The organism is Paractinoplanes hotanensis, from assembly GCF_023717965.1.
Taxonomy (GTDB): Bacteria; Actinomycetota; Actinomycetes; order Mycobacteriales; family Micromonosporaceae; genus Actinoplanes; species Actinoplanes polyasparticus.
Genome location: NZ_JAMQOL010000032.1, coordinates 1 through 13,591, shown reverse-complemented (window position 1 = coordinate 13,591; position 13,591 = coordinate 1). Strand labels below are relative to the sequence as shown.

Below are 13,591 nucleotides of genomic sequence, written 5' to 3'. Positions count from 1 at the left end.
TTAGTCTTGGGGCTGCCTGGTTCGTCCCCTTGTGAGGTGCACGTGTCGCAACCTGTTGAGGTGGACGTCGTCATTGTCGGCGGCGGTCTCGCCGGACTCTCCGCTGCCCGCCGGCTCGACCGAGCCGGGGTCGAGTGGCTGCTCGTCGAGGCCTCCGACCGGATCGGCGGCCGCGTCGCCACCGACGTCGTCGACGGCTGGCACTTCGACCGCGGCTTCCAGGTGCTCAACACGGCCTACCCGCGGGTGCCGGCCCTGGTCGACATCGACGCGCTCGACATGCGCTACTTCACGTCCGGCGTGCTGGTACGCCGCGGCGGCGAACTGCACCGGCTCGAGAATCCGGTGCGCGAGCCGCTGTCCGCAGCTCAGACCCTGAACGCCGGGGTCGGCACGCTCAGCGACCGCCTCAAGTTCGCGGCGCTGGCCACCCGCTGCGCGACGCTGCCGCCCTCGAAGCTGCTCGACGCGCGCGAGGTCACGGCCCAAGAGATGCTGCGCAAGGCCGGCCTGTCCCACCGCATGATCGAAGAGGTGCTGCGCCCGTTCTTCTCCGGCGTCTTCGGCGACCGTTCCCTCGAGACGTCGAGCCACGTCCTCGCGATGGTGCTGCGCTCGTTCGCCCGCGGAAAGATAGGGGTGCCCTCGGCCGGCATGGCAGCCCTGCCCGCCGCGATCGCCGGCCCACTCCCGTACCCCCAGCTGTTGATCGGCGCCCGTACGCTTTCGGTCGGTCCCGGCGTGGTGGTCACCGAGGCCGGCGAACTGCACTGCCGGGCCGTGATCGTCGCAACCGACCCGTCCACGGCCACAGCCCTGCTACCCCAGCTGCCCCAGGTCGACATGCACGGCCTGACGACGTTCTACTTCGGCGCCGACCGCGCCCCCATCAACGAACCCACCCTGATCCTCGACGGCGACCGCCGCGAGATCATCGCCAACACGGTCGTAGTCAGCAACGCCGCGCCCGAATACGCGCCGACCGGCAAGTCCCTGATCGCCGCGTCCGTGGTCGGCGTCTCCGCCCCCTCCTCGGCGTCCGAGACGGTGATCCGGGTCGAGCTCTCCCGCCTGTACGGGGTGCCCACCGACGATTGGGACCTGCTCGAGGTCGTGAACATCCCCGAGGCGCTGCCCGCCGCCCGTGTCCCGCAGGCGCAACTGCGCAAACCGGTCGATCTGGGCGAGGGCCTGTTCGTAGCCGGCGACCACCGAGACAGCCCATCCATCCAGGGCGCGCTGGCAGGCGGATGGCGTACGGCCGGGGCTGTGCTTTCCTGGCTGGGAACCCGGGTCAGCGTCTGACCCGGGGAGATCGCTGGCTGTGGGTATGCGGCACGGGTTACTATCGCCGCCGGTAAGGGGCGGTAGCTCAGTGGGTTAGAGCAGGGGACTCATAATCCCTCGGTCGCGGGTTCGAGTCCCGCCCGCCCCACTGTATTTGCCTGGGGGCGACCCCCAGACCCCACGGTGCGGTGGGCGCGCTGTGTGCGCCGGCGCCGGGCTGTCTGGGGCAGCGCTCTTTCCGTGCGCGGGAGCGTCTGGGGCCACAGGACGTCGGGTCCCCGCGGATGCGTACGTCGTGCTCAGCTGCACTTCGCTGGTGAGCAGATACCGCATGAGCGCTATGCGGTCTCGTACGATGAGCGCATGAGCGCGGAGACCGTTGGCATGCACATGCCCGCCATGGTGACGCTCGACGACCTGGCGGCGATGAACGCCTCAGATCCGAACGGCCACCGTTACGAGACCAGCCCTGAGGGAGTGCTGTCCGTCATGCCGCCTGCGGACTCGGAACATGCACAGATCGCCAGCCGCCTTTTCGCATGGTTGCTCATGGCCGGCTGGCCGGCCGAGCAGATACTTCAGGTTGCCGGCATCCGCGTCCCGGGCGCAGGTCGAGACGGAGGCCGAATCCCGGACGTCAGCGTGTGGGGCAAGGCTCCGTCACGCGCGGTCTGGCTATCGGTCGCCGATCTCCTCCTCGTCATTGAGATCGTTTCGCCGGGCTCGGAGGCGATGGACGAGGTCACCAAGCGCCGCGAGTACGCCAGCGCCGGGATCCCCCAGTACTGGGTTGTCGACCGCGACGACGCTCAAACGGTGACGCTGTACCAACTCTCCTCGAACGCTACCTATGCCGAACGCGCGAAGATGCCATTGGCCTGGCTGTTGCAGACCAGCCCCGGTGACCACCTCGACTGAACCTCACGATCCGCGCCTCAAGGACGTGGTCTGACCCACAGTCGAGGTAGGGGCTCGCCTGCCACTGTCAGTCGGCGGTTCGCATGGTGCAAGGTTCGGCCCACCATGCCAGGCCGCGGTGCTGGTCACGGTGTTCGGGCCGCCGCTGTCCGGCTGGCAGATCGAGCTGTTCGCGCAGCCGGCCGTGTGGACGGTGCCGCTCGCGTTCACGGTGATGGTGGCGGGCTCGCTGCTGACCCGCGGCCGGGTGCCCGCGGACGTGGGCGCGACGATGCTGGCGGCTGCCCGCCCCGGGAGTTGCGTTAAAGAAACTTTAATAAAAGCTTGCTCAGCGTCATGAACTGCTGCACATCGTTGCTCGTATATCTCGGCACAAGCAGTACGGGACGAAGAGGGAGCCGTGCATGTATCGAGGCGGAGTCAGCAGCTATCGACGCGGAGTCAGCAGCCGGACGCGCAAGCTGGTGATTGGAGGTGCCGCCGCAGCGCTGCTCGGCTCGGCTCTCGCGGTCGGCACGGGGATGAGTCAGGCCGCCGAACAGGGCAACGCCGGAGCCGGCTCCGGTAACGTCAACGCTTTGGTGCCGGCGCTGGGTTTCAGTCCGGGCGATCCGAACGCGACGGCCGACCGCGTGGGCCCCACCGGGGTAAATGTTCCCGGTCGCTGCCCACCCACTCAAGCCCAAGTGAACGCGCAGGTAGCGCTCAAGAATGCGAACCTTCCGAGTGGAACGGATCTTGAAAGCCGCATCCAGCGTTTTGAAAAGACCTTGTCGGCGATTCAAGACTTGAAATGCCCCGCATCTTCCACGACTTTGCTGGGCCGCTTGAATTCCTTGACCGCGCTGCGCGCAAACGCGAACCGCGATGACGTCCTGCGTGGTTTGGATTTGAACGAAACGCCAGCGGGATAAAGCCGCAGGGAATGCGGCGCCGCAAAACGCGCCAGCGAAACAAGCGGCTCGCAGAGCGGCGCCGCGGACAATGGCAACCTGATCCTTCGCGGATCCTGATCCACCGCATGGAACCGCCTCGCCGGAGGCCCTCGCACCACGGGGGTCTCCGGCGCGTCCGTGTGTAGGCCATGCGCGCGGTGATCTTCGGCTACTTCGGCACGCTGACCGACCCCGGCGCTGAGGAGTATCGCGAGCCCCTCGCGCACCGCACCGGCGAGCTGCTCGGCGTCTGCCGGCCACGGTTCTGGGAGGCGCTGGCCGGGGGCTTCGGCGAGCGCACCATCGGGGTCCACGGCGGGACGGAGAGCACGCTGAGGCGGTGGCGCGTTCCTGCGGAGCGAACCCGTCATCCGCCCAGCTCCCCGTCGCGCTCGCGCATCACCGGAGCAGTCAGGCCTGCCTCCGCAAGCCGCGGCACCACGCGCTCGGCGTCCTGGCGGAACTCCGGCGGCAGGGGTTCCGGATCGGCCTGCTGAGCGACTGCGGTGCCGAGCTGGCGGAGTACTGGGGCCCCACCGCGTTCGTCCCGCTCGTCTTGTCCTGGCAGGAGCGATGCCGCAAGCTCGATCCGCGGCTCCATGCGCCGGTGGCGCGGCGCCTCGCCGTCCACCCTGAGAAGTGCTCGTCACGAACGCGCTGGTCCCGGGCGCGGCGCGATACCGGGTCGACCCCGATGACGCGGTCTGTGAGTACACGGTGGACGATCTGGCCGGCCTGCTGCCCCTGGTGGGCAGCGCCGGGCCGGTATAACGGTCGGCATGGACATCCACGTGCCTGAACTGTTGTTCCCGCTGAGCTGGTCACCCGCACCGGAGAGCTGGGCCTACAAGGAGGGTGTGCTGACCGTCGCCGGCCCGCTAGCGCGTACCCGCGGGTTTCTGCCGTGGGCGACCGTCGCTCATGGCGTGAGCTAGCAAACGTCCTGCCATCGAATTCCCTGGTACAGCAACCGTGCGGTTCGCATGGTGCAACGTCCGGCCCACTGTATTTCCCTGGGGCGGCCCTCAGGCCCCACGTTGCGGTGGGCGCGGTCGAACGCGTCGGTCGCGCCCTCGTCGGGCTTGCGTCCTACGGCCGGCCCCATCGCGGTCCCCGGCGCAGGCAACTGGCGCGTGGCAGTTCACGGTGCGGGGCCGTACAACCGCGCGATGTCGAAGAGTCGAGCCAGCCGCTGTAGGCCGCTGACTGCGGCCAGCCCTTCGGGTGGCCCTGCCAATATCCACTGCCGTTGGGGTCCCGCAAGCGCGGCGGCCTGCATGGAGGCCGAGGACTTGTCGGCAGTCGGGATGCAAGCCTCCCGGGAAGCGCTCTCCGCCCAGTGGGCCAGTCGGATGTTGCGTTGCCTCAACGGGCAGATGTGGCGTGCGCTTATGTCACACCTGCGTCGGTCGACGTTGGATCAACGGCAGACCCGGATCTGACCAGCTCCTACTCGTCGAAGTGTTCCGGCGATCAGCACCTTACGTTCCGGGCCGAGGCGAACTTCGGACGTCTGGTTTCACGATGGTCGATGAAAGCATTGTTGGGCGATGACGAATCTGTTAACTTTTCAGCACCTTCGAGAAAGCGCTCTCCGAGGGGTTCGAGCTTCAAGATCTGACGGCACCGCATCCCCGATCAGGTGCCGTCGGCAGCCGCCTACGACCACCCGACTCACTTCCATCCCCCATCGCGGCGCCGCGCGACGTCCCCCGATGCGCGACGTGCCGACCCTCCACCGCTGGGACAGAAGCGACATCTGCGCGCTCAGGGACCCATCGCGGGGGCGCCTACCGCGGCCACGTTCGAGACGTGATCGGCGCACGTCTCGGCTGCTTCCTCACGAGAGGGACCCCACCGATCATGATTCGCAGAGTGCTACTGATCGTTGCCCTTGTCCTGGCCGGGATGGGTGTCAACGCCGCCCCGGCATTCGCTGCCGACTTCTCGGTGCTGATCTTCAGCAAGACCGCGGGGTTCCGGCATGACGCTATCCCCGCGGGGATCACCGCGATCCAGCAACTCGGCGCGCAGAACAACTTCGCGGTCGAGGCGACCGAGGACGCCGCACAGTTCACCGACACGAACCTGGCCCGGTTCAAAGCGGTGATCTGGCTGTCCACCACCGGCGACGTGCTCGACGCGACCCAGCAGGCCGCGTTCGAGCGTTATCTTCGCGCAGGCGGCGGCTATGTCGGCGTACACGCCGCTTCCGACACCGAATACGACTGGCCCTGGTACGGCAACCTCGTCGGGGCCTACTTCGCGAGTCACCCCGCGATCCAGCCGGTCACCGTTCGTATCGAGGACACCGCTCATCCGTCCAACGCGGGCATCCCGGTGAACTGGAACCGCACCGACGAGCTGTACAACTACCGCACCAACCCCCGCTCGCAGGTGCACGTCCTCGCGAATCTCAACGAGGCCACGTACACCGGCGGCAGTATGAACGGCGACCACCCGATCTCGTGGTGCCGGCCCTACGACGGCGGCCGATCCTGGTACACCGGCCTCGGCCACACTCAGGAGAGCTACACCGAGGCCCACTTCCGCACCCACCTGCTCGGCGGCATCGAGTACGCCGCGCAGAACGTCGGCAACTGCTCGGTGCAGGGTGCCGCCGGCACGTTCAGCCAGGTGAACCTGGCCAAGGGCGTGGCGGAGACCGGTGAGCCGATGGGCCTCACCGTGCTGCCCAACCGGGGTGTGCTGCACACCTCGCGAAACGGCGTCATCCGGTACACCGATGTCAACGGCAACACCAAGGTCGCGCTGACGCTGCCGGTCTACAGTCACGACGAGGAGGGTCTGCAGAGCATCAAGGCCGACCCGAACTTCGCCACCAACCGCTGGGTGTACGTCTATTACGCGCCACCGTTGAGCACGCCAGGCGGCGACGCTCCGTCCACGGGTACGGCGGCGCAGTTCGCGCCGTTCAACGGCTCCAACAAGCTGGGCCGGTTCACCGTGCGGGACGACAACACGATCGACCCGGCCTCGCTGGTGACGATCCTCGACGTGCCGACCAGTCGTGGACTGTGCTGCCACGTCGGTGGCGACATCGACTTCGACGCCGCCGGCAACCTGTACCTGTCCACCGGTGACGACACCAACCCGTTCGACTCGGCCGGGTTCGCGCCGCTCGACGAGCGGGCCGACCGCAATCCCGCCTACGACGCGCAGCGCACCTCGGGCAACAGCAACGACCTGCGCGGCAAGGTGCTGCGGATCAAGCCGGGCGCGACCGGCGGCTACACCGTCCCGGGCGGCAACATGTTCGCCCCGGGCACGCCGAACACCAGGCCCGAGGTATATGCCATGGGCTTCCGTAACCCGTTCAAGATGAGCGTGGACAAGGCCACCGGCGTCGTCTACCTCGGTGACTACGGCCCCGACGCCGGCGCTGCCGACCCGCAGCGCGGGCCCGCGGGCACCGTCTCGTTCGAGCGGATCACCCGGCCGGGCTTCTTCGGCTGGCCGTACTGCTCCAACTACAACACCCCCTACCACGAGTACGCGTTCCCCACCGGGCCGTCGTCCGGTGCGTACAACTGTGCCGGCGGGCCGACGAACAACTCGCGGAACAACACCGGTATCACGGCGCTGCCGGCGTCGCAGGCGGCGTGGCTGCCCTACGGTGGGCAGGGTCCCTGGCGGCCCGAGCTGGGTGGGGGCGGGCCCATGAGCGGCCCCGTCTACAACTTCGACCCGGCGCTGGCGTCCGATGTGAAGTTCCCGGCGTCGTACGACAAAAAGGTCTTGCTCGGGGAATTCACGAGTCGCTGGATCAAGGCGGTCACCCTGAACGGCGACGGCACGGCCGGCGCGATCGAGCCGATTCCGTGGACCGGAACGGCGATCATGGACATGGAGTTCGGGCCGGACGGCGCCCTGTACGTTCTCGACTACGGCACGACCTGGTTCGGCGGAGATGAGAACTCGGCTCTCTACCGGATCGAGTACAGCAGTGGCGGCAACCGGGCTCCGATCGCACAGGCCAGCGCCACGCCGTCCTCCGGCGCGGCGCCGCTGACCGTGCAGTTCAGTTCGGCGGGCAGCAACGACCCGGACGGCGACCCGATCACGTACGCCTGGGATTTCACCAGTAACGGCAGCACCGACTCCACGGCGGCAAACCCGACGTTCACGTACCCGGCGAACGGCGAATACACCGCGACGCTGACGGTACGGGATTCCGGCGGCAAGACCTCGACGGCCAGTACGGTCGTCGGAGTCGGCCGGCCCTCGATCCAGTTGATCGCACCGCCCGACGGATCGGTGTTCCAGTTCGGCGACCTGGTGCCGTACGAGATCAGGGTCACCGACCCGAATGCCGGCACCATCGACTGCAACCGGGTCGTGCTCAACTACGTGCTCGGCCACGACAGCCACGGTCACCCGATCACCAGCAAGAACGGTTGCAGCGGCTCGATCCAGACCACGGTGGACGGTGAGCACGACGCGAGCGCGAACATCTTCGGGGTGCTCGCCGCGGAGTACACCCCCGTCACCGGGGTCGCGGTCTCGGCTCAGCACCTGCTGCAACCGCGGACTCGGCAGGCCGAACACTTCAGCACCATGAACGGCGTCCAGGTCGCCGCCAAGGCCAACGCGCACGGCGGCAATGCCATCGGGTACGTCGAGAACGGCGACTGGATCTCCTTCGCCCGGTACAACCTGGCCGGCGTGACCGGTATCAAAGCGCGAGTCGCCTCGGCCGGCGTCGGTGGCACGCTGACCGTGCGGACAGGCTCACCGACCGGCCCGGTGGCCGGCACGGTGCAGGTCGCCCCGACCGGCGGCTGGGAGACGTGGGCCGACGTCACCGGGACGGTCAGCCCACCGGCCGGCACGCAGCAGTTGTACCTGGTGTTCACCGGCGGCGCGGGATCGCTGTTCGACATCGACGACTTCACGTTCACCTCCGGCGGCACCACCCCGCCGCAGACGGGCAACCTGGCGTTGAACAAGCCGGTGACGGCGTCGAGCACGGAGTCCGTCGCCTACCCGGCGTCGGCCGCGGTGGACGGTTCGCCGACCACCAGATGGGCGAGCACGTCCAGTGATCCGCAGTGGATTCAGGTGGACCTCGGCCAGTCGATCTCCATCGACCGGGTCAAGCTGACCTGGGAGACGGCCTACGGCTCCGGCTACCAGATCCAGACGTCGGCCAACGGGACGACCTGGACCACGGTACGGACGATCACCGGCGGCGACGGTGGGGTGGACGACAACACAGCGCTGGGCGCCACCGGTCGCTACGTTCGGATCAACGGCACAGCCCGCGGCACCGCCTGGGGCTACTCGCTGTTCGAGTTCGAGGTGTACGGCGGCGTTGTCGTGCAGCCCTCGGGCAACCTGGCGTTGAACAAGCCGGCGACGGCGTCGAGCACCGAGGCGGTCGCCTTCCCGGCCTCCGCGGCGGTGGACGGTTCGCTGACCAGCAGGTGGGCGAGCGCCTTCGCCGACCCGCAGTGGATCCAGGTGGACCTCGGTCAGTCCTACCCCCTCAATCGGGTCAAATTGACCTGGGAGGGGGCGTACGGGTCCGCGTACCAGATCCAGACGTCGGCCAACGGGACGACCTGGACCACAGCCCGGACGATCACCGGCGGCGACGGTGGGGTCGACGACCACACCGCGCTGGCCACCACCGGCCGGTATGTGCGGATCAACGGCACGACCCGTGCCACCGCCTGGGGCTACTCGCTGTTCGAGTTCGAGGTCTACCGCTGATCGGATAGACCGCGTACGACGGGGTGCGGGGACCTTCGGGGGTTCCCGCACCCTGGTCTGTCTTGGCGGGAGCTGGGCGGATCTCGGCCTCCAAGGACCGGCCGTGCCGGGCCGCGAACTGGGCTTATGCGTGCCGCTCCGGGGCGACGCGGTCGCGGATGGTGTCCAGCACCGCCTCCGCCGCCCACGCGGCGGCGTCGGCGATGTCTCGCCGGTCCATACCGAACTCGCGGCGGAACGTCACCCAGGCGCCGACGGAGTCGAGGTGCGACAGCGCCGCGATGATCGCCCTGCGCTGCGCCGCGTCGAGGGATGGCACCTCGGCATCCAGCAGCCGCTCGAGTTGCGCCCGGCCGGGCGAGGGCGCCGCGCCGCTCACGCCGCGCATCGCCGTCTCCGCGACGACGTGCGCGAGCTCCGGTCGCGCGTCGTACCGTTGCATCGCGTCGCGGATCGCGAGGGGGATGTCGAAGATCGAATGCGACTCCTCGCGGGCGAACAGCGTCGCCTCGATCCACTCTGCGCTCGCCAGCAGCAGATCGACGCGCGTGGGGTAGTTGCGGAACACCGTGCGCTCGGCGATGCCGGCGCGGCGCGCGATGACCCGGTACGACACGTCGTCGCTGCCGACCTCCTCGATCAGTTCGGCGTAGGCGGCGAGGATGGCCGCCTGCGTGCCGCTCAGCTCCGGGATGGTCATCGACCCGGTCACCGTTCCGCCCACGTCGGGTCGGGAAGCTTGGCGAGCACGGTGTCGACGGCGCGATCGAACGCGTCGCAGATGTCGCCGGCATCCAGGTCGAAGCCCGTGCGCAGGCGCGCCCAGAACATCGCCGACGAGAAGTAGCGCAGGGACGCCGCGACCCGTCGCCGATCCCGTCGGTTGAGCGTCGGCGCCGCCACGTCGAGCATCGCCTCGATCGCACGGGTGATGTAGGCCGGCTCGGTGTCGAGCGTCGGCGAGATCGCGGATGCCCGTGCGCTGACGTACGCGTACGCGGGCAACGCGTCGAAGGCCCGGAAGCGCTGGTGGACGGCAGCGCGGAAATCGGACACGGTCACGAATGGCGGCAGCGGGAAGCTGGTCTGCTCGATCCAGTTCGAGAGGGCGGCGAGCAGGTGCGCGCGCGTGGGGTACTGGCGGTAGATCGTGCGCTCCGAGATGCCGACCTCGTCGGCGAGGGCACGATAGGAGATGTCGTCGAACATGCGCTCGCGCAGCAGCACCGCGGCGCTCGCGAGAATCGCGGTCGCGGTGTCGACCGACTCCTCCATCACGACTCCCCCCGTCGTTGGGATGCTCTGCGGGCGGTCGCCCAGCGTGGGGGCCCGGTGACTTCCGGCGGGAGCACGTAGCGGTCGGAATCGTCGAGTGCTAGCGCCAGCGACGAGACGTACTGCACCTGGCCGTGCGGTCCTCTCTCAGCCGAGGCCAGCATATCCGGCCGCTCGAAGGTGTACCCGGTGACATGGCAGCGGAGCCGCTCGCCCGATGGGTTGCCGTCGTCGTCGAACCGGGGGGAGTCGATGCCGTCGGACCGGCGGCGCAGGTAGTAGCGCCCCCGTGTGGCGACGGCCATGACCGGCGTGGTGACGACCGCGACGCCGATCGCGATGAGCACCGAGAACGGCTTGACGGCGGCGCCGAGCAGCCCGGCGAACGCGAGCAGCGACAGCACCGAGGCGAGCCCCACCGACACGAGCCCCACCGGGTTCCAGTCGTGCAGCATGCCGCGACGGAACTCGGGGTAGCGCGGCGAGATGCGCAGCAACCACTTGTTGATCGCGATATCGGTGGCGATCGTCACGAGCCACGCCATGACGACGTTCGCGTACAGGCTCAGCACGAACGTGATGAGGGTGAAGACGTCCAACATCATGAGCACGTACGCGATCACGAGGTTGAACAGCACGAAGACCGTACGACCCGGGTAGTGCTTCGCCACCCGGGTGAAGACGTTGGACCACGCGAGTGAGCCCGAGTACGCGTTCGTCACGTTGATCTTCACCTGCGCGACCACGATGAGCACGACGGCGAGGATGATCGCGAGCCAGTCGGGGATGAGGGTCTGGTACATCCCGACGAACTGTTTGACCGGTTCGGCCGCGCGGTGCCCGAGAGCGGGTTCGACCTTCACGAGCAGGTAGACGGCGAGAAACACCCCGATCACCTGCTTGGTGCCGCTGAAGATGATCCAGCCCGGGCCGGAGAACACGAACGACGTCCACCACGAGCGGGCGTTCGACGGCGTGCGCGGCGGCATGGCGCGGAGATAGTCGATCTGTTCCGCCAGCTGCGGGGTGAGGGCGAAGCACACGGCCGCGCTCGAGACGACGGCGCCGAAGCTGACCGAGCCGTCGGAGTTGCCGGTGAACGACGTGAAGGCGCGCACCGACTCGGGGTCGGAGACGAGGATCCACAGCAGCGGCAGCAGGGCGAGAGCGAGCCACAGGGGCGTGGTCCAGAACTGCAGGCGTTCCAGCGCCCGCATGCCGTAGATGACGATCGGGATCACGACGACGGTCGAGATGAGGTAGCCGAGCCACAGCGGCAGCTCCGTCGCCACCTGCAGCCCCTGCGCCATGATGGCGCCCTCCAGGGCGAAGAAGATGCAGGTGAAGCCCGCGAAGATCACGGTCGTGATCATCGAGCCGTAGTAGCCGAATCCCGAGCCACGGGCGATGAGGTCGAGGTCGAGGTTGTAGCGGGCGGCATAGTAGGCGACGGGCACGCCCACGATGAGGATGATGACCGACGCGAACAGGATGCCGAGCACGGCGTTGTCCGTGCCGTGGTCGATGCCGATGCTCGCGCCGATCGAGAAGTCGGCGAGGAACGCGATGGACCCGAGGGCGGTCGCGCCGACGGAGGCCGCGCTCCAGCGCCGGAATGTGCGTGGCACATAGCGGAAGGCGTAGTCCTCGAGGCTGTCCTCCGCGGCCGCACGCGCGTTGTCCGTCGACACAGTGGCATCCCCTAAGGCACCTTCGCGTAAGGCATGCTCCCTGTCCCGCGTTACGACGGTATTTCCGGCGTGGAAGCCGGTCATGTCGGCTCAGATCGCCATGGCGGCTCGCACGGTGGAGGCGGCGGCCGAACCGCCCTCGCCGGTGTGTGTGACGAAGCCCGAGGCGAGCACGACGTAGCGTTCGGCAGCCTCGAGGGCGAAGCCGATGTGCTGCTCGACGAGCAGCACGTGGATGCCCTCGCCGGCCAGCTGCATGATCGTCTGTTCGATCTCGGCGACGATCGTGGGCTGGATGCCCTCGGTCGGCTCGTCGAGGATGAGCAGCTTCGGCTCGGTGATGAGGGCGCGGGCGATCGCGAGCTGCTGGCGCTGCCCGCCGGAGAGCAGGCCCGCCTTCCGGGTCGCGAACTTCTCCAGGGCGGGGAAGCGGGCCAGCTGCGCGTCGATGAGCGCCTTGCCGCGCCGGCGCCCGTCCGCGACGAGCTGGAGATTCTCCATTGTCGTGAGCTGGCCGAACGACTGCTGACCCTGCGGCACGTACGCCATACCGCGGGCAACACGCTTGTTGGGGGCGAGCGACGAGATGTCCTCGCCGTCGAACAGCACGCGGCCCTTCGTCGGCTTGATGAGGCCGATCGCGAGGCGCAGCAGGGTCGTCTTGCCGGCGCCGTTGTGGCCGAGCACGGCCACCACCTTGCCGGCCGGCACCGTCACGCCGTGCAGCACCCGTGTACGCCCATAGCCGGCCTCGATGTCGGTGATCTCGAGCATGTCAGTCCTCCGTCAGCTTCAGCGTCTCGGCCACCGGTTCGGGCACGACCGACATGGCGGCCGTGGTGGCGGCGCCCGCGGTACCGAGGTAGACCTCCTGCACCTGGGGATCGGCCTGGACCTCGGCCACCGTGCCCTGCGAGAGCACCTTGCCCTGGTGAAGAACGGTCACGCGGGTGGCGAAACGGCGCATGAAGTCCATGTCGTGTTCGACCACGAGCACGATCCGCTTCGCCGCGATGCGCTGAAGGAGCTCGCCGGTCGCGGTGCGCTCGTCGTGGCTCATGCCGGCGACGGGCTCGTCGAGCAGTAGCACCTTCGCGTCCTGCACGAGCAGCATCGCGATCTCCAGCCACTGCTTCTGGCCGTGCGACAGGATGCCGGCCGGCGTGGCGAGCTCGCCGGCGAGGCCGGTCTCCTCCAGCGCCTGCTCGATCGACGGGTCGACGCCGCGCCGGGCCCGCAGCAGCGAGGCCGAGGAGCGGTGGAGCCCGGCGGCGATGTCGAGATTCTGCAGCACGGTCAGCTCGTCGAAGACGCTCGCGGTCTGGAACGTACGGCCGACCCCGAGCCGGACGATCTTGTGTACCTGCTTGCCCAGCAGCTCTTTCTCGCCGAGCTTGGCCGACCCGGTGCCCTTGGTCAGCCCCGTGATGGCGTCGATGCAGGTCGTCTTGCCGGCGCCGTTCGGGCCGATGAGGAACCGGACCTCGCCGGGATGCGCGTCGAAGGAGACGCCGCCGACCGCGACGAAACCCGAGAACTCGACGCGGAGGTCGGTGACAACGAGTGAAGCGTCGGTCATGACTGAGCCTCCTTTGTCGTGCCCTTCTGGCCCTCGCCTGTGGCCTGGGCGTGCAACTTATGCAAGTGCTGCTCGGTGCAGGCGGTCACGACCGAGCCTCCTTTGTCGTGCCCTTCTGGCCCTCGCCTGTGGCCTGGGCGTGCAACTTATGCAAGTGCTGCTCGGTGCAG

General features: G+C 68.4%; 12 protein-coding genes, 1 tRNA gene and 1 pseudogene. 9 read left to right on the top strand and 5 right to left on the bottom strand.

What is annotated here, in order from left to right:
- Nucleotides 1–42 precede the first annotated feature (42 nt).
- The 9 genes and pseudogenes from LXN57_RS23040 to LXN57_RS23005 all read left to right on the top strand — a co-directional run bounded on the left by LXN57_RS23040 (nucleotide 43) and on the right by LXN57_RS23005 (nucleotide 8,876).
- The gene (locus LXN57_RS23040; protein WP_251800253.1) at nucleotides 43–1,305 is read left to right on the top strand and encodes an NAD(P)/FAD-dependent oxidoreductase; all 1,263 of its coding nucleotides are present in this window, start codon (nucleotides 43–45) and stop codon (nucleotides 1,303–1,305) included.
- A 56-nt stretch (nucleotides 1,306–1,361) separates the two neighbouring features.
- Nucleotides 1,362–1,435 (top strand) — tRNA-Ile (locus LXN57_RS23035).
- A gap of 215 nt (nucleotides 1,436–1,650) precedes the next feature.
- On the top strand, nucleotides 1,651–2,205 hold the full coding sequence (locus tag LXN57_RS23030; RefSeq protein WP_251800252.1) for a Uma2 family endonuclease: 555 nt from the start codon (nucleotides 1,651–1,653) through the stop codon (nucleotides 2,203–2,205).
- 49 nt (nucleotides 2,206–2,254) lie between these two features.
- Nucleotides 2,255–2,545: pseudogene (locus LXN57_RS23025) on the top strand (hypothetical protein); the annotation flags it as partial.
- A 64-nt stretch (nucleotides 2,546–2,609) separates the two neighbouring features.
- Nucleotides 2,610–3,119, top strand: a complete 510-nt coding sequence (locus tag LXN57_RS23020) for a hypothetical protein (protein WP_251800251.1) — start codon at nucleotides 2,610–2,612, stop codon at nucleotides 3,117–3,119.
- A gap of 170 nt (nucleotides 3,120–3,289) precedes the next feature.
- The gene (locus tag LXN57_RS23015; protein WP_251800250.1) at nucleotides 3,290–3,637 is read left to right on the top strand and encodes a hypothetical protein; all 348 of its coding nucleotides are present in this window, start codon (nucleotides 3,290–3,292) and stop codon (nucleotides 3,635–3,637) included.
- Nucleotides 3,638–3,779: 142 nt separating this feature from the next.
- Nucleotides 3,780–3,911, top strand: a complete 132-nt coding sequence (locus tag LXN57_RS47960) for a hypothetical protein (RefSeq protein WP_285904663.1) — start codon at nucleotides 3,780–3,782, stop codon at nucleotides 3,909–3,911.
- 8 nt (nucleotides 3,912–3,919) lie between these two features.
- Nucleotides 3,920–4,075 (top strand): hypothetical protein, encoded by a 156-nt coding sequence (locus tag LXN57_RS23010; protein ID WP_251800249.1) that lies wholly within the window; start codon nucleotides 3,920–3,922, stop codon nucleotides 4,073–4,075.
- Between the two features lie 973 nt (nucleotides 4,076–5,048).
- Nucleotides 5,049–8,876 (top strand): ThuA domain-containing protein, encoded by a 3,828-nt coding sequence (locus LXN57_RS23005; RefSeq protein WP_251800390.1) that lies wholly within the window; start codon nucleotides 5,049–5,051, stop codon nucleotides 8,874–8,876.
- A 124-nt stretch (nucleotides 8,877–9,000) separates the two neighbouring features.
- On the opposite strand, the gene LXN57_RS23000 is transcribed toward LXN57_RS23005, so the two are convergent.
- The 5 genes from LXN57_RS23000 to urtD form a co-directional block, all read right to left on the bottom strand.
- Nucleotides 9,001–9,576, bottom strand: coding sequence for a TetR/AcrR family transcriptional regulator (locus tag LXN57_RS23000; protein ID WP_251800248.1), 576 nt, complete (start codon nucleotides 9,574–9,576; stop codon nucleotides 9,001–9,003).
- An 8-nt stretch (nucleotides 9,577–9,584) separates the two neighbouring features.
- Complete coding sequence (locus LXN57_RS22995; protein WP_251800247.1) at nucleotides 9,585–10,151, bottom strand: TetR/AcrR family transcriptional regulator; 567 nt, start codon at nucleotides 10,149–10,151, stop codon at nucleotides 9,585–9,587.
- Nucleotides 10,151–11,842, bottom strand: coding sequence for a purine-cytosine permease family protein (locus LXN57_RS22990; RefSeq protein ID WP_251800246.1), 1,692 nt, complete (start codon nucleotides 11,840–11,842; stop codon nucleotides 10,151–10,153). The genes LXN57_RS22995 and LXN57_RS22990 overlap by 1 nt, the downstream gene beginning before the upstream one ends.
- Before the next feature lie 90 nt (nucleotides 11,843–11,932).
- Nucleotides 11,933–12,616, bottom strand: a complete 684-nt coding sequence (locus tag LXN57_RS22985; RefSeq protein WP_251800245.1) for an ATP-binding cassette domain-containing protein — start codon at nucleotides 12,614–12,616, stop codon at nucleotides 11,933–11,935.
- 1 nt (nucleotide 12,617) lies between these two features.
- Nucleotides 12,618–13,421 carry an urea ABC transporter ATP-binding protein UrtD gene (urtD, locus tag LXN57_RS22980; protein ID WP_251800244.1) on the bottom strand — a complete coding sequence of 268 codons (804 nt, stop codon included), beginning with the start codon at nucleotides 13,419–13,421 and terminating at the stop codon, nucleotides 12,618–12,620.
- Between the last annotated feature and the right edge of the window lie 170 nt (nucleotides 13,422–13,591).